General features: G+C 71.5%; 20 protein-coding genes and 1 riboswitch. Of the genes, 12 read left to right on the plus strand and 8 right to left on the minus strand.

Annotated elements, in window-relative coordinates; translation table 11 throughout:
* The first annotated feature begins 1 nt into the window (after position 1).
* Positions 2-184 carry a hypothetical protein gene (locus tag DV20_RS41965; RefSeq protein ID WP_043789402.1) on the plus strand — a complete coding sequence of 61 codons (183 nt, stop codon included), beginning with the start codon at positions 2-4 and terminating at the stop codon, positions 182-184.
* On the opposite strand, the gene DV20_RS41970 is transcribed toward DV20_RS41965, so the two are convergent.
* On the minus strand, positions 181-750 hold the full coding sequence (locus tag DV20_RS41970) for a class I SAM-dependent methyltransferase (RefSeq protein WP_043789403.1): 570 nt from the start codon (positions 748-750) through the stop codon (positions 181-183). The two genes, DV20_RS41965 and DV20_RS41970, sit on opposite strands and share 4 nt — an antisense overlap.
* A 76-nt stretch (positions 751-826) precedes the next feature.
* Here DV20_RS41970 and DV20_RS41975 point away from each other — a divergent pair, with 76 nt between their 5' ends.
* Positions 827-1,540, plus strand: coding sequence for an AraC family transcriptional regulator (locus tag DV20_RS41975; protein ID WP_043789404.1), 714 nt, complete (start codon positions 827-829; stop codon positions 1,538-1,540).
* Between the two features lie 22 nt (positions 1,541-1,562).
* On the opposite strand, the gene DV20_RS41980 is transcribed toward DV20_RS41975, so the two are convergent.
* Complete coding sequence (locus tag DV20_RS41980; RefSeq protein WP_043789407.1) at positions 1,563-3,131, minus strand: dolichyl-phosphate-mannose--protein mannosyltransferase; 1,569 nt, start codon at positions 3,129-3,131, stop codon at positions 1,563-1,565.
* A gap of 68 nt (positions 3,132-3,199) precedes the next feature.
* Between DV20_RS41980 and rsmI the strand changes: the two genes are divergently transcribed.
* The gene (gene rsmI, locus DV20_RS41985) at positions 3,200-4,036 is read left to right on the plus strand and encodes a 16S rRNA (cytidine(1402)-2'-O)-methyltransferase (RefSeq protein WP_043789409.1); all 837 of its coding nucleotides are present in this window, start codon (positions 3,200-3,202) and stop codon (positions 4,034-4,036) included.
* Here the strand turns inward: rsmI and DV20_RS41990 are convergent.
* Positions 4,029-4,568: a QsdR family transcriptional regulator gene (locus DV20_RS41990; RefSeq protein WP_043789412.1), complete on the minus strand. Its 540-nt coding sequence runs from the start codon at positions 4,566-4,568 to the stop codon at positions 4,029-4,031. The genes rsmI and DV20_RS41990 overlap by 8 nt on opposite strands.
* 49 nt (positions 4,569-4,617) lie before the next feature.
* On the opposite strand from DV20_RS41990, the gene DV20_RS41995 reads away from it, so the two are divergent.
* Entirely contained in the window at positions 4,618-5,574 is a 957-nt protein-coding gene (locus tag DV20_RS41995) for a quinone oxidoreductase family protein (RefSeq protein WP_043789413.1), read from the plus strand.
* On the opposite strand, the gene DV20_RS42000 is transcribed toward DV20_RS41995, so the two are convergent.
* The 5 genes from DV20_RS42000 to DV20_RS42020 form a co-directional block, all read right to left on the minus strand.
* Positions 5,551-6,816, minus strand: a complete 1,266-nt coding sequence (locus DV20_RS42000) for an aminodeoxychorismate synthase component I (RefSeq protein ID WP_043789415.1) — start codon at positions 6,814-6,816, stop codon at positions 5,551-5,553. The two genes, DV20_RS41995 and DV20_RS42000, sit on opposite strands and share 24 nt — an antisense overlap.
* Positions 6,817-6,835: 19 nt before the next feature.
* On the minus strand, positions 6,836-7,450 hold the full coding sequence (locus tag DV20_RS42005) for a glycoside hydrolase family 25 protein (protein WP_043789417.1): 615 nt from the start codon (positions 7,448-7,450) through the stop codon (positions 6,836-6,838).
* 79 nt (positions 7,451-7,529) lie between these two features.
* Complete coding sequence (locus DV20_RS42010) at positions 7,530-8,294, minus strand: ABC transporter permease (RefSeq protein ID WP_043789419.1); 765 nt, start codon at positions 8,292-8,294, stop codon at positions 7,530-7,532.
* Positions 8,284-9,261, minus strand: coding sequence for an ATP-binding cassette domain-containing protein (locus tag DV20_RS42015; protein ID WP_043789422.1), 978 nt, complete (start codon positions 9,259-9,261; stop codon positions 8,284-8,286). The genes DV20_RS42010 and DV20_RS42015 overlap by 11 nt, the downstream gene beginning before the upstream one ends.
* Positions 9,262-9,341: 80 nt before the next feature.
* A complete protein-coding gene (locus DV20_RS42020) occupies positions 9,342-9,941 on the minus strand; it encodes a PadR family transcriptional regulator (RefSeq protein ID WP_043789424.1) in 600 nt (199 codons plus the stop codon).
* Between the two features lie 53 nt (positions 9,942-9,994).
* Here DV20_RS42020 and metG point away from each other — a divergent pair, with 53 nt between their 5' ends.
* The 8 genes from metG to DV20_RS42060 all read left to right on the plus strand — a co-directional run bounded on the left by metG (position 9,995) and on the right by DV20_RS42060 (position 20,135).
* Positions 9,995-11,791 (plus strand): methionine--tRNA ligase, encoded by a 1,797-nt coding sequence (gene metG, locus DV20_RS42025; RefSeq protein WP_167344434.1) that lies wholly within the window; start codon positions 9,995-9,997, stop codon positions 11,789-11,791.
* Positions 11,792-11,801: 10 nt separating this feature from the next.
* Positions 11,802-12,638, plus strand: coding sequence for a TatD family hydrolase (locus DV20_RS42030; RefSeq protein WP_043789427.1), 837 nt, complete (start codon positions 11,802-11,804; stop codon positions 12,636-12,638).
* Positions 12,639-12,926: 288 nt separating this feature from the next.
* On the plus strand, positions 12,927-14,354 hold the full coding sequence (locus tag DV20_RS42035) for a resuscitation-promoting factor (protein ID WP_043789430.1): 1,428 nt from the start codon (positions 12,927-12,929) through the stop codon (positions 14,352-14,354).
* Between the two features lie 244 nt (positions 14,355-14,598).
* Positions 14,599-15,435, plus strand: a complete 837-nt coding sequence (rsmA, locus tag DV20_RS42040; RefSeq protein WP_043789432.1) for a 16S rRNA (adenine(1518)-N(6)/adenine(1519)-N(6))-dimethyltransferase RsmA — start codon at positions 14,599-14,601, stop codon at positions 15,433-15,435.
* 144 nt (positions 15,436-15,579) lie between these two features.
* A riboswitch (SAM riboswitch) is annotated at positions 15,580-15,670 on the plus strand.
* Between the two features lie 209 nt (positions 15,671-15,879).
* On the plus strand, positions 15,880-16,893 hold the full coding sequence (locus tag DV20_RS42045; protein ID WP_043789434.1) for a methionine ABC transporter ATP-binding protein: 1,014 nt from the start codon (positions 15,880-15,882) through the stop codon (positions 16,891-16,893).
* 104 nt (positions 16,894-16,997) lie between these two features.
* On the plus strand, positions 16,998-17,960 hold the full coding sequence (locus DV20_RS42050) for a 4-(cytidine 5'-diphospho)-2-C-methyl-D-erythritol kinase (protein ID WP_043789437.1): 963 nt from the start codon (positions 16,998-17,000) through the stop codon (positions 17,958-17,960).
* Complete coding sequence (locus tag DV20_RS42055; protein WP_043789439.1) at positions 17,957-18,364, plus strand: ASCH domain-containing protein; 408 nt, start codon at positions 17,957-17,959, stop codon at positions 18,362-18,364. The genes DV20_RS42050 and DV20_RS42055 overlap by 4 nt, the downstream gene beginning before the upstream one ends.
* A gap of 4 nt (positions 18,365-18,368) precedes the next feature.
* Positions 18,369-20,135 (plus strand): ABC-F family ATP-binding cassette domain-containing protein, encoded by a 1,767-nt coding sequence (locus DV20_RS42060; RefSeq protein WP_043789441.1) that lies wholly within the window; start codon positions 18,369-18,371, stop codon positions 20,133-20,135.
* Position 20,136: the final 1 nt, after the last annotated feature.

A 20,136-nucleotide genomic window follows, 5' to 3' on the forward strand; every position in this document is an offset into this window, starting at 1 on the left:
CTTGATCGCCAAGAAGGTCACGGCGGCCGTGCCCGAGCTGTTCGACGTGCTGCGGCGGGTGCTGCCGCAGCACGCCAGGGACGACATGATCATGCCCAGCAAGCTGTGCCTGGCCGAGGTCGCCTGGGTGCCGGCCAAGCACGCCTTCTGCCCGCTTTGCGGGACCCCCTGCGAGCTGACCTAGCCGGGCTTGACCGCCGAGAAGGTCACGATCTCCTTCGGCCGGGCCCTGACCTTGACCTGCTCGAAGCCGGCTTCGGTGAGGCGGCCGGGCAGGCCGCCGGCGTCGAGGACGTTCATCGTGTCGCCGATGTGCAGCAAGCGGAACCGGAGGCTGAGCTGGCTGTCCGTGCCGCAGAACCGCCCGCCCGGGCGCAGCACCCGGGCGGCCTCGGCGAAGATCGCGTCCTGCAGCTCGGCCGTGGGGACGTGGTGCAGCATCGTGAAGCAGACCACCGCCGAGAAGCGGCCGGCCTCGAACGGCATCTGCGCGCCGCTGCCCTCGACCACGTCGGCGCGGTCGCCGAACTTCGTGCGCAGCAGGCCGGTCGAGGCCGGGTCGATCTCCAGGACCGTCAGCTTCGGGACCACGTCGAGCAGCACCTTCGTCGTCGCGCCGAAGCCGGGGCCGACCTCCAGGACGTCGTCGCCGAGGTCGTGCTTGGCCAGCCAGGGTGTCAGGCGTTCCTCGACCGTGTCCGCCCACTTGGCCGAGCTGCAGATCTTGCGGTGGATGAGGTTCATCGGCATGCGCCCGACGCTATTGCGGCGCGCGGGTGACCGGTAGCCGATACGCTGCCAATCGATGTCGCCAATCAGCCAAGCCATGCTGCTCGGCGCCTTCGACCTGCCCGCCGGCACCTGGTTCCCGTGGCACGAGCACCCGGCGCACCAGCTGGTCTGGTCGGCTCGTGGCGTCGTCGCGGTCAAGGCGGGCGACGCGGGCTGGGTCCTGCCGCCGACGCGGGCGTTGTGGATGCCGGCGGGCGTCCGGCACCGCACGGGCGCGCTCGGGCGGGCGGCCCTGCGGGGCATCTACGCCGACCCGGCGCGCTCACCGGTGTCGTGGCCGGAACCGCGGATGGTCGTCGTCCGCCCGTTGTTGCGCGAGCTGCTGGAGTACCTGACCGGCGACGGCGTCGCGCCCGACGCCCGGTTGCGCGCCGAGGCGGTGGCCTTCGACCTGCTGGAACCGCTCGACGTGGTCCCGATCGTGGTGCCGTTACCGGCCGACCCGCGCGCCCTTGACGTCGCGACAGCGGTGCTGGCGAACCCGGCGGACCCCCGCACGCTCGCCGAGTTCGGCCGGGACGTGGGGGCCGCGGAACGCACGCTCGCGCGGATCTTCGTCCGGGAGTGCCGGATGCCGTTCGGGACGTGGCGCACGCAGGCGCGGCTGCGTGCGGCGTTGCCGCTGCTGGCGCAGGCCGCGCCGTTGGAGACGGTGGCCTACCGGGTGGGGTACAGCTCGGCGAGCGCGTTCGTCGCCGCCTTCCGCCGGGCGGTCGGGGTCACGCCGGGGGCCTATTTCGCGGGCTGAGCCGGCGGCCGGACGGGCCGGCTCACCGCCAGGACGGCAGCCAGCGCTCGGCCTCCCACTGCCCGTTGGTGATCGCGATGCCGTTCAGAATCGGCCACAGCCAGGCGAAGTTCGCCACCACCAGCCCGACGTACAGCGACACCACGAGCAGGCCCGTCCCGCGTCTTTCGAACCCGCGCTGCGCGCTGCCGAGGATCTGGCCCAGGCACAACGTCAGCCCGATGGCCAGGAACGCCGCCAGCGGGGTGGCGTAGAAGAAGTACATCTGGCGGTCGATGTTGGTGAACCAGAACACGTACCCGCCGAGGTAGCCGGCCAGCACCGCCGCGTAGCGCCAGTCCGCGCGGAAGATCGAGCGCCACGCCGCCCAGCCGAGCATCGGGATCGCCAGCCACCACATCGCCGGGGTGCCGATCAGCATCGTCGCGCTGATGCAGCGGGCCTCGCCGCAGCCGGTCACTTCACCGTTGTAGCTGTACAGCATCGGGCGCAGGCCCATCGGCCACGTCCACGGCTTCGACTCCCACGGGTGCGGGCTGTCCTTCGGCGTGACCAGCGTTTCGTGGAAGTGCAGGACATTGCCCATGTAGTCGCCGAGCGAGCGCAGGGCCGGCGGCACCCACGCCCACGAGCCCGGGTCGATGTTCTTGATCTCGGTGTAGTGCCGGTCGGTGGCGGTTTCGCTGGCGAACCAGGCCCAGTACGCGGCGAAGTACATCAGGATCGGGATGACCAGGATCGCCCACAGCGCGGGCAGCACGTCCCGGCGGATGGTGCCCAGCCAGGGCCGTTCGACGCCCGCCGCGCGCCGGGCCGCGACGTCGAAGAACACGGTCAGCAGCCCGAACGCGACGATGTAGTACAGCGCCGACCACTTGACGCCGAAGGTGAGCCCGATCATCAGCCCGGCCGCGAACCGCCACCAGCGGAAGCCGAGCTTGGGGCCCCAGACGGACTCGTTGACCCAGCCCTCGCGGACCGCCGTCGCGAGCCGCTCGCGGACCTGGTCGCGGTCGGCGAGCACGCAGGCGAACGCGGCGAGCACGAACAGCGCGATGAAGATGTCGAGCATGCCCATGCGCGACTGCAGGTGGAGCACGCCGTCGCTGATCACCAGGATGCCGGCGATGCCGCCGAGCAGCGTCGAGCGGGTCAGGCGGCGGGCGACGCGGATGGTCAGCAGCACCATCAGGGTGCCGGCCAGCGCGGGCATGATGCGCCAGCCCCAGCCGTTGTAGCCGAACAGCCACTCGCCGATCGCGATCAGCTGCTTCGCCAGCGGGGGGTGGACGACCAGCTCGTAGCCGTAGTTGTCCTCGTAACCGCCGTTGCGCAGCACCTGCCACGCCTGCGGCACGTAGTGCTTCTCGTCGAAGACCGGGCTGCCCTTGTCGGTCGGCTCGCCGAGGTTCTGCAGGCGGACGATGCCGCCGATCAGGGTCAGCACGAGGGTGACGACCCAGCCGCGCAGCCGGTCGGCCGGCATGCCTCGGCCGAGCAGGGTCAGCTCGCGGTCGGCAGGCGGCCGGAGCGCCTCGACCGGGTCCGGCCGGACGCTTTCGTCGTCGGGACGGGTCAGCACGGCGGTCACGGGGCGATCCTACGGGCGGGACGGGGCGTGCGTCGTGGCGGATCCGCTGATCAGCCTAGGCTGGCCGGGTGACTCCGGGTCGTCTCATCCTCGCCGCCACCCCGCTCGGCGACGTCCGCGACGCTTCCCCGCGCCTGGCTGAGGCGCTGGCCGAGGCGGACGTGGTCGCGGCCGAGGACACGCGCCGGTTCCGTTCACTGGCGACGGCGCTGGGCGTGACCCCGCGCGGCCGGGTGGTGAGCTTCTACGAAGACGTCGAGGCGGCGCGCCTGCCCAGGCTGCTCGAGGCGTTGCACGCGGGCGAGTCGGTGGTCCTGGTGACGGACGCCGGCATGCCGAGCGTGTCCGACCCGGGCTTCCGCCTGGTGGCGGCGTGCGTGGCGGCCGAGCTGCCGGTGACGTGCCTGCCGGGCCCGTCCGCGGTGACGACGGCGCTCGCGCTGTCCGGCTTGCCGTGCGACCGGTTCTGTTTCGAGGGCTTCGCCCCGCGCAAGCCGGGCGAGCGCACGCGCTGGCTGACGGCGTTGCGCGACGAGCCCCGGACCGCGGTGTTCTTCGAGTCCCCGCACCGGCTGGCCTCCCTGCTGGCCGACGCGGTGTCCGTTCTGGGTGGGTCGCGGCAGGCGGCGGTGTGCCGGGAGCTGACGAAGACGTACGAAGAGGTGAAGCGGGGAACGCTGGCGGAGCTGGCTTCGTGGGCCGAGGACGGGGTGCGCGGCGAGATCACGGTGGTCTTGTCCGGGGCGGCCCCGCGCGCGGTTTCGGTGGCGGACCTGGTGGCCGAGGTGGCGGACCGGGTGGCCGCCGGCGAGCGCCTGAAGTCGGCGGCGGCGGAGGTCGCCGAAGCGGCCGGAGTGTCCAAAAAGGAGCTGTACGACGCCGTGCTGGCGTCCCGCGTCAAGTGAGCAGCGCGGTGACGGCCGCGTGCGCCTTCGCCGCATCGGGCGCATCCCCGGTGATCACGTCCGTGTACACGAACGACTCCCCGATCCGCACCAGCAGATAAGCCAGATCCGGCACCGGCAACGGCGGCACCAGCCGCCCCGCGGAAACCTCGCCCGCCAGCAGCGACTCCACCTCCGCCGTCGTGCGTCGCTGGCACACGCTCGCCCGCGTCGTCAACAGCCGCAACGCCCGCTCCGGTTCCCGGCGGAGGAAGTCCCGGAACGGCGGTGACTCGTTCGCGAACCGGACGTACCCGCTCACGAAGTCCGCGATCCCCGCGGCTCCGCGTCCGGCGCAAGAAGGCCACAGCCGGGCGATCGAGGCCGAAGAGAGCGACCACAGGATCTCGCCCAGCAGCAGGTCCCGCGACCCCACCCGGCGGTGCAGGGTCGCCCGGCTGATCGACAGCTCCTGCGCCAGCTCGCCCATGTCCACCCGGCGGCCGGACAGGAACCAGTCGCGGGCGAGGTCGAACGCAGCCGAGTGAGACATATGCCAGAATGTCTCACATCGAGCAGCGGACGGCGAGAGGGACAGCGACATGCGCGCAGTGCAGGTGACCGAGTTCGGCGGGCCCGAGGTGCTCACCCCCGTCGAGCTGCCCGATCCGGTGGCCGGGCCCGGCGAGGTGCTCATCGACGTCGAGCGCGTCGGCGTCAACTACGCCGACACCCACCAGGCGGAGAACTCCTACCTCGCGCCGAGCAGGCTGCCGCTCGTCCCGGGCGGGGAAGTCGTCGGCACCCACGAAGGCCGGCGCGTCGTCGCCCTGCTCAACGGCGGTGGCGGGTACGCCGAGAAGGCCGTCGCCCCCCAGGCGACCACCTTCCCCGTTCCCGACGGCATCGACGACCTCACCGCGTTGTCGATGCTGGTCCAGGGCACCACCGCCTGGGTCCTGCTCCGCCGGAACGCGCACCTCGAACCGGGCGAATCGGTCGTCGTGCACGCGGCCGCCGGTGGGGTGGGGACCGTCGCCGTGCAGCTCGCCAAGGCCTGGGGCGCCGGCCGCGTCATCGCCACCGCCAGCAGCGACGAGAAGCGCGCGCTCGCCCTCGAACTCGGGGCCGACATCGCCATCGACTCCCGCGCCGAGGACATGACCGCCGCCCTCATCGAGGCGAACGGCGGCCGCCGCGTCGACGTCGTGCTCGACATGGTCGGCGGGACGACCACCGACCAGAGCATCGCCGCGCTCGCCCCCTTCGGGCGGCTGGCCTTCTACGGCATGGCCGGCCGCGAGAACCCGAAGCCGGTCGAGCTGCGCAACGTCCTCGGGCACAGCACGACGATCAGCGGCATGTGGCTGCCGCACGTCTTCCGGCTGCCGGGCAACGTCTTCGGGACCGCCCTCACCGAGCTGTTCGACCTGGTGCGGGACGGCAAGCTCAAGGCCATCCCGGGTGGCGAGTACGCGCTTTCGGACGCCCGTGCCGCCCACGAAGCCCTGCGCTCCCGCAAGACCGTCGGCAAGCTACTGCTCGACCCCGGGAAGTAGCGGGTTCGCCAGGAGGTGTTCCAGGGGTGCCGCCTTGTGGAGGCACTCCTGCCACTCCGCCTCCGGGTCCGAGTCCGCCGTGATGCCGCCGCCGACGCCCAGCGCGATCTCGCCCCCGGCGATCTCGAACGTCCGGATCGCGACGTTCAGCTCCAGGCCCGCCACCGGCGAAACCAGGCCGATCGCGCCCGTGTACACCCCGCGGCCACGGCTCTCCAGCGCGGCGATCAGGTCCAGCGCGCGGATCTTCGGCGCCCCCGTCACCGAGCCCGGCGGGAACGTCGCCGCCAGCAGGTCCTCGTCCGAAACCCCGGGCCGCAGCACGCCGGTCACCGTCGAGTCCAGGTGCCAGACCCCCGGCGCCGACCGGACCTCCAGCAGCGAGGGCACCGTCACCGAGCCCACTTCGCACACCCGGCCGAGGTCGTTGCGGACCAGGTCGGTGATCATCACGTTCTCCGCGACGTCCTTCGCGGACCGGCGCAGCAGCGCGGCGTTGCCGTCGTCCCCGGGCCCGCGGCGGGGGAGCGTCCCCTTGATCGGCGTCGAGCGCACCGCGCGGCCGTGGCGGGCGAGGAACAGCTCCGGCGAAAACGAGACCACCGATCCCCACGGGCCCGACAGGAACGCCGCGCGCCGCGGGGCCAGCCGGGAGATGCCCGCCGCGAACAGGGCCGGCGGCGAGCCGGTGAACGACCCGGTGAACCGGCCGCAGACGTTGGCCTGGAACAGCTCCCCGGCCTCGATCGCGTGCACGCACGCCTTCACCGCGTCCCGGTGCTCCGATGGCAGCGGACGCCGCAGCGGCCCCGCCGTCCAGGAAAGCGGCGAAGGCGGACCGGCCAGCAGCGATTCCATTGTGGACACCGACGGCCCGCCGCCGTCGAGGGACTCGAGGTAGCACGTTCCCGAGGCGGACCAGCGCAGCACGTGATTCGCCCAGCCCCAGGCCGACGCGGGCAGCGCGCCGGTGCGGCCCGAGGGATCGGCCAGGTCGTAGCCCAGGTACCCGAACCAGCCGCCGCCGATCACGCCCGGCTCGGCGTCGACGTCCGGCGCGGAGGAAGGCAGCGCGGAGGGGGACACCGAAAGCGACGGCGCGATCACGGCCCGGGCGGAGAACCACTCACCGGAGAGCATCGCGGGCGGCGGCAATCCCCGCGAAGCGTTGTGGTGGGCGAGTGCCGAAAACGCGCGCGCGGGGGTTACGTCCGTCCGGAGTGCCCTGCTCGTCACGCGCATGGCGACATTGTCGCCGCTCCTACAGCAAAAGGTCGCCCAATGTGAACGGGTACACGACGGCGTTCTGCTCCACCGGCGCGGCGATGCCGGGGACGTCCGGGGCGTACGCGTGCTGGTGCACCCCGAGCCGCGAGTGGAACCAGCCCGCCCGCCCCGGGATGCCGTTGTGCCGGACCAGCCACAGCACGACCTCGCTGTCGGCCCAGCGGTCCGGGTGCAGGCGGTGCTGCCAGCAGTCGTAGTCGGCGTAGACCAGCACCCGCTCGATCCGGGCCGCGTGCCGGACGTGCTTGATCCACGCCTTGACGAACCGGTCGTCGACGCTCGGCGCCGCCACCTCCAGCGCCGGCGCCAGCGACCCGGTGGCGAACGCGCCGAGCCGGCTCGCCGTCCGCACGAAGAAGTCCGCCTGGTCGTGCACCGCGCCGGGCCGGGCGTAGTGCCGTCCGCCGGCGTGCAGCCCGGCTTCCTGCGCGCCGGCCAGGTTGCGCTCGGCCGCGGGGTTGCTCCAGTTGACGTTCTCGCTGATCGTCACCGACACGAACCGGGTCTGCGCGGCGCGCACGGCCTGCCAGTCGGCCACGTGCTCGCGGTGGGACAGCGAGATGCCGAGCTCACTCTCCGGCTCTGTCACGGTCCTGCCCCCGGCGCGTCGGTGGAGAGCACACCATACGTCGCCGGAGGCGGACCCGCAGTGACACACGCGCGGTTGATCAGGCGTTTTCCTTCTGGAATGTGCGGGTGCCCCACCAAACGGACAACACGGCCATCACCAGCACCACGACACCGCCCGTGAACAGGGCGTCCATGGTGAAGTCGCCGCGGAAGGTGTTCCGCTCGACGTCCACGACGTGCCGGAACGGGTTGATCTGCGAGATCGTGTACAGCCAGTCCGGCGCGACCCCGGACGTGATCGGCAGCAGGATCCCGGAGAGCAGCAGCAGCGGGATGAGCACCGCGTTGAGCAGGGCCGGGAACGTCTCCTCGCTCTTGAGCGTCAGCGCCAGCGCGTAGGAGCACGACGCCAGCGACACCGCCAGCAGGAACACGATCAGCAGGCTCAGCAGCACGCCGCCGACCGGCGCGTCCAGGTCGAACGCCAGGTACGCCAGTGCGATGATCAGCAGCGCCTGGACCACCGCCTGCAGCGCGCTGGCCAGCACCTTGCCCAGCAGCAGCGCGACCCGGCTGACCGGCGTCACCCGGAAGCGCTCGACGACGCCGGAGCGGTATTCGGCCAGCAGGCCGAAGCCGACGAACGAGCTGCCGAACAGCGCGAGCTGGGCGATCAGCGCCGGGGTCAGCAGCATCCACCCGTCCACTTCGGACAGGCCCTGCCCCTGCATGGCCTTGACCATCAGCGGTCCGAACAGGAACAGGTACAGCAGCGGCTGCATGATCCCGATCAGCACCCAGGTCGGGTTGCGCAGCGCCGCGGTCATCTCGCGGCGGAAGATCAGCCAGGTGTCACGCAGCACGGCCGGCCTCCTCCGCTTCCCGCAGCGAACGCCCGGTCAGGGTGAGGAAAACGTCGTCGAGCGTGGGCCGGTGGACCTGGACCGACAGCATCGGGATGCCCTTGGCGTCCAGGGCGCGCAGCAGCTCCGGCAGCGCGACGTCGCCGCGCGGCACCCGGAACCGGACCTCCCCGCCGTCGACGGACAGGTCCTGCGCGCCCGCGAGCCGGCCCGCGATCTCCGCGGCGTCCGTGGCCTGGCCGGGGTCGACGCCCACCTCGACGCGGTCGCCGTTGACCCGCGCCTTCAGCGCGTCCGGGGTCCCTTCGGCGACGATCCGGCCGTCGTCGATGACGATCAGCCGGTCCGACAGCGCGTCCGCCTCGTCGAGGTAGTGGGTGGTCAGGAACACCGTGACGCCCTGTTCGGCGCGCAGCCGGCGGATGTGGTCCCACAGGTTGGCGCGGCTCTGCGGGTCGAGGCCGGTCGACGGCTCGTCGAGGAACACCAAGCCCGGCGAGTGGATCAGCCCGAGCGCGATGTCGAGCCGCCGCCGCTGGCCGCCCGACAGCGTCTTGGTCAGCCGCTGGTCCAGCCCGGTCAGGTCGAGCTGCTCGGCGAGCTCGGCGCCGCGCGCGATCGCGTCGGCCTTGCTCATCCGGTAGAGCCGGCCCTGCAGCTCCAGCTCGTCGGCGACCTTGCTCTCCGGCGCGCTGCCGCCGCCCTGGGCGACGTAACCGATGCGCTTGCGCACGCCCAGCGGGTCGGCCAGCAGGTCACAGCCGCCGACGGTCGCGGTGCCCGCGGTCGGCTTCAGCAGCGTGGTCAGCATGCGCAGCGTGGTCGTCTTCCCGGCGCCGTTGGGCCCGAGGAAGCCGACCAGCTCGCCCGCCTCGACGTCGAGGTCGACGCCCTTCACCGCGTGGACTTCGCCCCCAGTGCGGCCCTTGCGGCGGAACCGCCGCTCGAGACCGCGTGCCGTGATCATGGAATCCCCTCTCGAAGTAGTCAATCTTGACTAGCTGAGATGCACACTGTGCCCGAGAAGGATGCACTAGTCAAACTTGATTACCGGGCCGGTGGTGCGCCGAACGGCTCGCCCGGCTCGTCGGCCATCACGTAGTCGCCCGCCTCGAGCCGCTCGATCAGGCCCTGCAACCAGGCCAGGCTCGCGTCCGTGATCCCGCCCCACAGCCGGTACAGCTCGCCCACGTGCTCCGGGGTGCCCAGGCCCACGTTGACCTTCAGCTCTTCGAGCATCAGCCCCGCCTGCCGCTGCTCGGCCTCCAGGTGCACCAGCCGGTGCCGGAGCAGGTTGATCACCCGCGCCCGGGGCAGGGTGGTCATCAGCGAGATCGCGGCCGACAGGTCGGGGTGGTTGAGCTGGGGATCGGACAGCGCCTTCGACAGCAGGACCTGGTACTCCTGCTCGCCCTCGCCGGTGAGCCGGTAGGCGACGCGGTCCGGGCCGCCGTCGCCCGGCTCGACGTCGACCTGCTCCAGCAGGTCTTCGGCCGTCATCTTCTTCAGCGCGTGGTAGATCGACCCGGGCTGGACGTTCGCCCACTTGTCCGCCGACCAGGTCAGCAGCTCGCGCCGCACCTGGTAGCCGTGCGCGCGGCCGTACATCCGCACCACCCCGAGCACGAGCAGCCGTGTCGCCGACAACCGGGGCCTCCCTCCCGAAAACGCGCGTGACGCCCTCCGTAGGCTAATAAGGTATGAGCACCCCAGTGTTGACCGCGGTGGCCTGGCCCTACGCCAACGGCCCCCGCCACATCGGCCACGTGTCCGGATTCGGCGTCCCGTCCGACGTCTTCTCCCGCTACCAGCGAATGGCCGGCAACCGGGTGCTCATGGTGTCCGGGACCGACGAACACGGCACCCCGATCACCGTCCAGGCGGACAACGAGAACTCGACCCCGCAGGAGACCGCGGACAAGTACACCCGGCAGATCGGGAACGACCTGCAGGGCCTCGGCCTGTCCTACGACCTGTTCACCCGCACCTCCACCGGCAACCACGCCGAGGTGACGCAGCAGATCTTCCTGGCGCTGCACCGCAACGGCTACGTCGTGCCCAAGACGACCCGGGGCGCGATCAGCCCGTCCACCGGCCGCACGCTGCCCGACCGCTACGTCGAGGGCACCTGCCCGATCTGCGGGTACGACGGCGCGCGCGGCGACCAGTGCGACAACTGCGGCAACCAGCTCGACGCCGCGGAGCTGATCAACCCGAAGTCGCGGATCAACGGCGAGACGCCGAAGTTCGTCGAGACCGAGCACTACTTCCTCGATCTGCCGGCGTTCACCAAGACCCTGGGCGACTGGCTGGGCACCAAGACCGACTGGCGCCCGAACGTCCTCAACTTCACCAAGAACCTGATCGACGACATGCGGCCGCGGCCGATCACCCGCGACCTCGACTGGGGCGTCAAGATCCCCCTCGACGGCTGGCGCGACCAGCCGCTGAAGCGGTTCTACGTCTGGTTCGACGCGGTGATCGGGTACTTCTCGGCCAGCGTCGAGTGGGCCCGCCGCTCCGGCAACCCGGACGCGTGGCAGGAGTGGTGGAACAACGCCGACGCGCGGTCCTACTACTTCATGGGCAAGGACAACATCACCTTCCACGCCCAGATCTGGCCGGCGCTGCTGTTCGGCCACAACGGCGAGGGCGACAAGGGCGGCGAGCCGGGCAAGTACGGCCGCCTGCACCTGCCCGACGAGATCGTCTCCAGCGAGTTCCTCACCATGAGCGGCTCGAAGTTCTCGACCTCGCGCGGGCGCGTCATCTACGTCGAGGACTTCCTGCGCGACTTCGGCCCGGACACGCTGCGGTACTTCATCTCGGTCGCCGGCCCGGAGACCCAGGACACCGACTTCACCTGGGACGAGTTCGTCCGCCGGACCAACTTCGAGCTGGCCAACGAGTGGGGCAACCTGGTCAACCGGTCCATCTCGATGGCGCACAAGAACGTCGGCGCCATCCCGCGCCCGGAGGCTCCGACGGCGGCCGACGAAGAGCTGAAGGCGTTGTCGCGCAAGGCGTTCGACACCGCGGGCGCGCACCTGGCCCGGTCCCGGTTCAAGCTGGCGGCGGGCGAGGCGATGAAGGTCGTCACCGCGGCGAACAAGTACCTCTCCGACCAGGAGCCGTGGAAGCTCAAGGACGACCCGGCCCGCCGCGACACGGTGCTGCACACCGCGCTGCAGGTCGTGTCCGACGCGAACACGCTGCTGACGCCGTTCCTGCCGCACTCGGCCCAGAAGGTCCACGAGGCCCTCGGCGGCACCGGCGTCTGGGCCGCCCAGCCGGAGCTCAAGGAGGTCGACGACCTCGACATCGACGGCCGGGTCAACCCGATCCTCACCGGCGACTACGCGGCCGAGCAGGCCAGGTGGGAGTCGAAGCCGATCGAGGTCGGCAAGCCACTGGAGAAGCCGTCGCCGCTGTTCACCAAGCTCGACCCGGCGCTCGGCGAGACCGGTCCGGAGTGGGCGCCGATCATCAAGGAGTAAGAAGGCATGCATGGGTGAACAGAAGCGCGAACTGCCGCCGGTCCCGGACCGGCTCCCGGTGGCGGTGGTGGACGCGCACACCCATCTCGACGCGTGCGGCGCGGTCACCGCGGCCGATGTCACGGCCATGGTCGACCGCGCCGAGCGCGCCGGCGTCGCCCGCGTCGTCACGGTCGCCGACGACCTCGCCTCGGCCCGCTGGGCCGTCGAGGCGGCGGGCTGGGACCGGCGGGTGTTCGCCGCGGTCGCGATCCACCCGACCCGGACCAAGGAGTTCGGCGAGGCCGAACGGGCCGAGGTCGAGCGCCTGGCGGCCGCCGACCGCGTGGTCGCCGTCGGCGAGACCGGCCTCGACTACTACTGGGACTACTCGCCGCACGACGCCCAGCAGGAGGCGTTCCGCTGGCACATCGACCTCGCCAAGCGGCTCGGCAAGCCGCTGATGATCCACGACCGCGATGCCCACGACGACGTGCTGCGCATCCTGGCCGAAGAGGGTGCGCCGAACGCCGTAATTTTCCATTGTTTTTCCGGCGACGCGGAAATGGCCCGCAAGTGCGTCGACGCGGGGTATGTCCTTTCCTTCGCGGGAACGGTGACGTTCAAGAACGCGAAGGGCCTCCACGAGGCGGCCCGGCTCTGCCCGGCGGGCCAGTACCTCGTCGAGACCGACGCGCCGTTTCTGACCCCCCACCCGTTCCGTGGGCGGCCGAACGAGCCGTTCGGGGCCGCGTACACCGTCCGTCACCTCGCGGCGCTCAGGGGCGAAGCCGTCCACGAAGTCGCCGAAGCGGTCCGGACCACCGCCGAACGGGTCTACCGACTCCCCAGTGTCACAACGGGTTGAACGCATTGCGACAACAGGGTTCCCGATTCGCCCACTGGTGAAGTGACCCAGATCACGACACTCCGGGGGGTGTTTGCGCAACCCGCCGCGACCCGTTACTGTCCCGTGATCGTGCCGGTCGGTACTGCACTCAGCAGTTGCCGGCTGTTACGCCCACAGTCACGTCAGTGCACGTCGGGGAAGCGGAACCAGGAGCGGTACGGCCTGGAACCGTGACGATGGCGCCGGCTGAGGGCCCAGACGTAAAGGTGCTGCCCCGAACGGCGCCTTGGGAAAGGGAACGACCCGGTGACAGGTAGCAGACAGGCTGGAGCGCGCTCCGCGGCCGTACTCGATCGCGAATTCGAGGACACTGCGTACGGCCAGCTGGACTTCTCCGACGACCCGAACATCACGCAGCAGGACATCCTCGCCGCGCTCGGCCCGGACGCCGACGCGATGATGGCCGAGATGGACGTCGACGTCGACGAGCTCATCCGCCTCATCAACGCCGAGACGACCTACCTGCCGCCGATCGTCATCCCGGACGGCCTCGAGGAGGACCGCACCGCTTCCCCCGAAGCGCGTCGTGCGGCTCTGGACGAGGGCCTCCGCCAGACCACCAAGGTCTGGAAGCGCCGCTTCCTCAAGGGCGCCGTCCTCAGCGTCATGATCAGCATCGCCGGCGGCGGCGCGGCGGCGCTGGCGATGAACAAGAGCATCACCGTCGACGTCGACGGCCACCAGCAGACCGTGCACTCCTTCGGCGGCACCGTCGGCGAGGTGCTCGAGGACGCGGGCCTGTCCGTCGGCGAGCACGACTCGCTGTCCCCGTCCCCGCAGGCGGAGGTCGGCGACGGCGGCGTCATCAAGCTCGAGCGCGGCCGCCAGCTGAAGATGATCGTCGACGGCACCGAGCGCACCTCCTGGGTCCGCGCGACGCACCTCGGCGACGCGCTGAGCCAGCTCGGCATGGCCGAGATGGACAAGCCCGGCACGTGGATGTCGATGCCGAAGGACGGCGAGCTGCCGCTCCAGGGCGCCACCGTCGAGATCAAGACCCTGAAGAACATCACCCTGTACGACGGCGGCAACGCGCCGAAGCAGGTGAAGACGACCGCGGTCACGACGAAGGAGTTCCTGGGCGAGTACAAGCTCACCCTGGGCCCGGAGGACCAGGCCGAGGGTGGCCTGGACGTCAAGCTGACCGACGGCGCCGAGGTGCACATCAGCCGCACCGGCGTCTCGACGGTCACCCAGAAGGAGAGCATCGACCCGCCCGAGCAGCGCGTCGACGACCCGAACCTGGCCAAGGGCAAGACGCAGGTCGAGGACCCGGGCACGCCCGGCGAGAAGGAAGTGACCTACAAGGTCACGCAGAAGAACGGCAAGGAGACCGGCCGGGAGACCATCTCCGAGAAGGTCATCACCCAGCCGAAGCCGAAGATCGTCCACGTCGGCACCAAGCAGGCCCCGGCCCCGGAGATCGGCGACGGTTCCGCGTGGGACCGCATCGCGCAGTGCGAGTCGGGCGGCAACTGGGCCATCAACACCGGCAACGGCTACTACGGCGGCCTCCAGTTCGACAAGCGCACGTGGGACGCCTACGGCGGCGACCAGTACGCGGCCTACCCGAACCAGGCCACCCGCGAGCAGCAGATCGCGGTCGCGGAAAAGGTCAAGGCCGGCCGCGGCGGCAGCTACAGCGCCTGGCCGGTCTGCGGCAAGAAGGCCTGACAGGTCTTTCGCAACGGCCCCCGTCCACCTCGGACGGGGGCCGTTCCGCGTGCGCCAACAGGCATCACGCGTGTCCCCGCAGGCATCACGCGTGCCTGGGCGGGCCTCACGCGTGATTCGCGGGGCATCAGGCCGATGTCCGCCCTATCACGCGTGATGCCCTTCCCATCACGCGTGATGCCTCTCCAGTCACGCGTGATGCCCGGCCCGGCACGCCGGCCGGCCCCCTGGGTAGGCTCGTCCGGTGGTTGAACTGCTGGGACCGGCCGAGATCCGGGCGCTGGCGGCCGAGCTGGACGTGCGGCCGACCAAGAAGCTCGGGCAGAACTTCGTGCACGATCCCAACACCGTCCGGCGGATCGTCGAGCTGGCGGGCGTCGGCGAGGACGACGTCGTTCTCGAGGTCGGGCCCGGTCTCGGGTCGCTGACCCTCGGGCTGCTCGCCACCGGGGCGCGGGTCGTCGCCGTCGAGATCGATCCCAAGCTCGCTGAACGGCTGCCGAAGACCGTCGCCGAGCGGGGGCCCGAGGCCGCGGGAAACCTCACCGTCGTCGGGGCCGACGCCATGCGCGTCACCCGGGAGGAACTGGGCGAGCCGACCGCCCTCGTCGCCAACCTGCCCTACAACGTCGCCGTGCCGGTCGTGCTGCACCTGCTGGCCGAGGTGCCCTCGCTCAAGACGGGGCTCGTCATGGTGCAGACCGAGGTCGCCGACCGGATGGCCGCCGGTCCCGGCAGCCGGATCTACGGCGTGCCCAGCGTCAAGCTCGCCTGGTACGGCAGCGCACGCAAGGTCGCCGCCGTGCCACGCTCGGTGTTCTGGCCCGTGCCGAACGTCGATTCCGCGCTCGTCGCGTTCGAGCGGGGCGACACGACGGCGTCCGAAGACCGGGATCAGCTCTTCGGCCTGGTGGACGCCGCCTTCTCACAACGCAGGAAGACGCTCCGGGCCGCGCTCGCGGGCTGGGCGGGCTCGGCCGAGCGCGCCGGCGCACTGCTGACGGCCGCCGGGATCGATCCCCGGACCCGAGGCGAACAGCTGGACGTGCACGACTTCGCCCGGATCGCCGCCGCGCGTTGAGACTCCGCCCGCGTTAAGACTCCACAGTGGAAGCGGGGAAAAATACCCCCTCTCGACCCGTGATCCCGCGATTCGGACACCTCCACTCGTGTGATCTGGGCCGACAGGCTTGCTTTCGCTCCTCGGGATCGGTTTTACTCAGTACGTCCATCCCGAGCGACTGAGAGACCTGGCTCGCCGAAGTCGCAGCAACCACCCTCCGCAGGGCAGGTGCTACCGCCAGGACCGATGGAGGCCGTTTTCGATGAAGAGGGTAGCTCGCCCCCTGCTCCTGACCAGGCGTCGCGTTGTCGACGAAGGCCGCCGCTCCGTGACCGCATGTCGACGCTCCAACTGAGCTTGTCGTAGCCGGTCCACCTCTTCTTCACGCACCGTCCGAACAGGACGGAACTCGCTTGCGGCCGGGTGCTGCGCCGTGCGTGCACCCCGTTTTCTGGAGCCTTCGTGATCACCGTCGAAAACCTGTCCAAAACCTTTGCCACCAACGGAAACTCCGTCGTCGCGCTGCGGGATGTGAGCGTCGACGTCCAGGCGGGCTCGCTCTTCGGCGTGGTCGGTCCCGCCGGGTCGGGCAAGTCCGTCCTCGCCCGGTGCATCGCCCTGCAGGAGCGTCCCGACCGCGGTGTCGTCCGCCTCGACGGCCTCAACACCGGCACCCTCGACGGGCGCCGGCTCCGCGAAATCCGCCGTCAGCTCGGCGTCGTCTCCACGAAACCGGAGCTGATCGCCGAGCGCACCATCGCCGGCAACATCGCTTCCCCGCTGGAGCAGCTCGGCGTCGACGGCCCGCAGCGCCGCAGCCGGGTCGGCTCGCTGCTCGACCTCGTCGGCCTGACCCCGCGCGCCACGCAGCGTCCCGGCGAGCTGTCCGCCGGCCAGCTCCGCCGCGTCGCGGTCGCGAAGGCACTGGCGGCGGCCCCGGCCGTGCTGCTCGCCGACGACCCGACCGCCGGGGTCGACCCGGAGGAGGCCGGCGCGGTGCTCGCCGTCCTCGACCGGGCGCGTTCCGAGCTGGGCGTCACCGTCGTCGTCACGACGCCGGACGCGGGCGTGGTCCGCCGGGTCTGCGACGACGTCGCGGTGCTGGAGGACGGCACGGTCGTCGAGCGCGGCACGGTGCTCGAACTGATCGCGGACCCGGCCAGCCGCACCGCGCGGGCGCTGCTGCCGGCCATCGAGACCACCCGCGGGCAGACGGCCCGCTACGACCGCTCGGCCGACGTCGTGCTGGTCGGTTTCGCCTCGGTGGGTGCGCTGCTGCCCGAGGCCGCCGGCCGCTTCGACGTCGAGTTCGCCACCATCGGCGGCGGCCTGACCCGCATCGGCGACACGCCGGTCGGCCGCTTCCGCCTCGGCGTCCGCGGCGAGCGGGCCGACGCGGCCCTGGCCTGGGTCGCCGAGCGCGGCGGCCACGTCACGCACACCGCCCGCGGCCCGCAGGGTGTCGCGGCCGCCTGATCTCCGTCCACGAGCGTGGGCTCCGGGTGGCGGAGCCCCGGCTGGTCACCGCCCCGATGCGCAGGTCGCATCGGGGCGTTTCCGCGGGCACGTAGGCTGGTCGGGTGCTCGCCGTAGTTCCGCCCCCAGTCACCGTCCGGGTCCCGGCCAAGGTCAACCTGCACCTTTCGGTCGACGACCTGCGCGAAGACGGTTACCACGAGCTGGTCACCGTGTTCCAGGCGCTGTCGCTGACCGACGAGGTGACCGTCGCGGTCACCGAAGAGCCCGGCATCGAGGTCTACGGCGAGGGGGAGGGCTCGGTCCCGACCGGCCCCGAGAACCTGGCCTGGCGAGCCGTCGAGGCGCTGGCCGCGCACGCCGGGCGCACCGGCGAGCCGAAGGTCCGGGTGGTGCTGCGCAAGGGCATCCCGGTCGCCGGCGGCATGGCGGGCGGCAGCGCCGACGCGGCGGCGACGCTGGTCGGGCTGGCGAGCCTCTGGAACCTCGACGTCACCCGCGACGAGCTGGCCGGGATCGCCGCCGGCCTGGGCAGCGACGTCCCGTTCGCGCTCTACGGCGGCACCGCGCTCGGCACCGGCCGCGGCGAGCAGCTGGTCCCGGTGCTGTCGCGGCACACGTTCCACTGGGTGCTGGCCTTCGCCGCCGAAGGGCTGTCGACGCCGAAGGTGTTCGGCGAGCTCGACCGCCTGCGCGCGGCGGGCAACCCGCCCCGGATCGGCTCGCACACGCCGGTCGTCGAGGCGCTGGCCTCGGGTGATCCGCGCCAGCTGGCTCTCCTGCTGGGCAACGACCTCCAGGCGGCGGCGGTCTCGCTGCGGCCCGACCTGCGCCGCACGCTCCGGGCGGGGGTGAACGCGGGCGCGCTCGCGGGCACGGTGTCCGGCTCGGGTCCGACGTGCGCGTTCCTCTGCGAGGACGCGCAGTCGGCGGTGGAGGTCGCGGCCGAGCTGTCGGGCGCCGGCGTGTGCCGGACGGTCCGCGTGGCCCACGGCCCGGTTCCCGGCGCCCGCGTCGTCGGCGGCGACGACGCGAACCGGCCGACGCCGCCGCGGGTGCACGCATGAAGCACGCCGAATTCGCGTTCCCCGGCCCGCTGCGCGACAAGCTCGTCGCGGCGATCCTGCGCGGGGAGAAGACGTCGACCACCGGCTTGGTCGCCGAATACGAGATGTACGGCGAGGAACTGCCCGTCGTCGGCGAACGCGAGCTGATGATCGACTCGGCGGGCGAAGGGGTCGCGATCCTGGAGACCACCGAGGTCCGCGTCATCCCGCTGTCCGAAGTGGACCTGCGGCACGCGCTCGACGAGGGCGAAGGCTTCACCAGCGTCGCCGAATGGCGCGCCGACCACACGGACTACTGGCAGAGCGCGGAAATGCGGGCGGCCATGGAAGATCCGGAATTCACCGTGGACGACACGACAATGGTCGTGGCGACCCGGTTCACCATTGTAGAGAGGATCGGCTGAACGGATGGCCAACCTGGTCAATCTCGAGTCGGTGAGCAAGTCCTACGGGGTGAAGCCGCTGCTGGACGGCGTCTCCCTCGGCGTCGCGGCGGGGCAGCGCATCGGCGTCGTCGGCCTCAACGGCGGCGGCAAGACCACCCTGCTGGAAGTCCTTTCCGGACTGTCCGAACCGGACTCCGGACGGGTGAGTCACGTCCGCGGCCTGCGGATGGCCGTGGTCACCCAGCGCACGGAACTCCCCGTGGGCAGCAGCGTCGGCGACGTCGTGCTCGAACGCTACGGCGCCGAGCACGAATGGGCCGCCGACGCCCGCGTGCGGTCCATTGTGGATGGCCTGGGGATCACCGCGATCGGGCTGGACACGCCGACGGCGAACCTCTCCGGTGGCGAGCGGCGCCGGGTCTCCCTGGCCGCCGCGCTGACCGGCGAGCTGGACCTGATCGTGCTGGACGAGCCGACCAACCACCTGGACGTCGAGGGTGTCCGCTGGCTCGCCGACCACCTGCTGGCCCGGAAGGTCGCCGTCGTGGTCGTCACGCACGACCGGTGGTTCCTCGACACCGTCGCGACCCTGACGTGGGAGGTCGCGAACGGCCGCGTCGAGCAGTACGAAGGCGGGTACGCCGACTGGATCTTCGCCCGCGCCGAGCGCGCGCGGCTGGCCGCGACGGCCGAGGAGAAGCGGCAGAACCTCGCCCGCAAGGAGCTGGCGTGGCTGCGCCGTGGCCCGCAGGCGCGCTCGTCGAAGCCGCGTTACCGCATCGAGGCGGCCGAAGCGCTGATCGCCGACGTGCCGCCGCCGCGGGACTCCGTGGAGCTGCAGGCGTTCGCGAAGCGGCGGCTCGGGAAGACCGTGCTGGAGCTGGAAGACACGACCTACCAGGTCGGCGACCGGACGCTGCTCGACCACGTCACCTGGCGGATCGGCCCGGGCGACCGGATCGGCCTGGTCGGGGTGAACGGCTCGGGCAAGACGTCGCTGCTGAAGCTGCTGGGCGGCGACGTCGAGGGCTCGACCGGCCGCCGGATCGAGGGCAAGACGGTCGCGCTCGCGCACCTGCGCCAGGAACTCGACGACCTGCCCGGCGACCTGCGCGTGCTGCAGGCGATCGAGCAGGTGGCCGGGCGCGTGGTGTTCGGCAAGCAGGAGATGACGGCGTCGCAGCTGGGCGAGAAGCTCGGCTTCCCGGCGGCCCGCCAGTGGACCCCGGTCGGAGACCTTTCCGGCGGCGAGCGCCGCCGCCTGCAGCTGTGCCGGCTGCTGATGGCCGAGCCGAACGTCCTGCTGCTCGACGAGCCGACGAACGACCTGGACATCGACACCCTGCAGCAGCTCGAGGACCTCCTCGACGGCTGGCCGGGCACGATGGTGGTGGTGTCGCACGACCGCTACCTGGTGGAGCGGGTGTGCGACACGATCGTCGCGCTGTTCGGCGACGGCCGCATCACCCACCTCCCGGGCGGCATCGAGGAGTACCTGAACCGCCGCGCCCTCGCCAAGGAGCCGGCGGCCGCGGCCCCGCCCACGGCCGCCAAGGCCGAGGCGAAGAAGTCGGCGGCGGACCTGCGCGCGGCCCAGAAGGAGCTCGGCCGCCTGGAGCGCAAGCTCGACCAGCTGCACGCCAAGGAGGAGAAGCTCCACACGTCCCTGCTGGAGACGGCGACGGACCCGGCGAAGCTGATGGAGCTCAACGCCGAGCTGAAGGGCGTCCAAGGCGAGATCGAGGACGTCGAGGGCCGCTGGCTGGAGACGTCCGAGCTGCTGGAATGAC

Origin of the sequence: Amycolatopsis rifamycinica, from assembly GCF_000695625.1 — a bacterium.
GTDB lineage: Bacteria > Actinomycetota > Actinomycetes > Mycobacteriales > Pseudonocardiaceae > Amycolatopsis > Amycolatopsis rifamycinica.

What these genes read in the sequence shown, in the direction of transcription:
- DV20_RS41970 (WP_043789403.1), bottom strand. Translation starts at nt 750, where the DNA reads ATGCCGATGAACCTCATCCACCGCAAGATCTGCAGCTCGGCCAAGTGG.
- DV20_RS41990 (WP_043789412.1), bottom strand. Translation starts at nt 4,568, where the DNA reads ATGTCTCACTCGGCTGCGTTCGACCTCGCCCGCGACTGGTTCCTGTCC.
- metG (WP_167344434.1), top strand. Translation starts at nt 9,995, where the DNA reads ATGAGCACCCCAGTGTTGACCGCGGTGGCCTGGCCCTACGCCAACGGC.
- DV20_RS41995 (WP_043789413.1), top strand. Translation starts at nt 4,618, where the DNA reads ATGCGCGCAGTGCAGGTGACCGAGTTCGGCGGGCCCGAGGTGCTCACC.
- DV20_RS42000 (WP_043789415.1), bottom strand. Translation starts at nt 6,816, where the DNA reads ATGCGCGTGACGAGCAGGGCACTCCGGACGGACGTAACCCCCGCGCGC.
- DV20_RS42055 (WP_043789439.1), top strand. Translation starts at nt 17,957, where the DNA reads ATGAAGCACGCCGAATTCGCGTTCCCCGGCCCGCTGCGCGACAAGCTC.
- DV20_RS42030 (WP_043789427.1), top strand. Translation starts at nt 11,802, where the DNA reads ATGGGTGAACAGAAGCGCGAACTGCCGCCGGTCCCGGACCGGCTCCCG.
- DV20_RS42015 (WP_043789422.1), bottom strand. Translation starts at nt 9,261, where the DNA reads ATGATCACGGCACGCGGTCTCGAGCGGCGGTTCCGCCGCAAGGGCCGC.
- DV20_RS41975 (WP_043789404.1), top strand. Translation starts at nt 827, where the DNA reads ATGCTGCTCGGCGCCTTCGACCTGCCCGCCGGCACCTGGTTCCCGTGG.
- DV20_RS42060 (WP_043789441.1), top strand. Translation starts at nt 18,369, where the DNA reads ATGGCCAACCTGGTCAATCTCGAGTCGGTGAGCAAGTCCTACGGGGTG.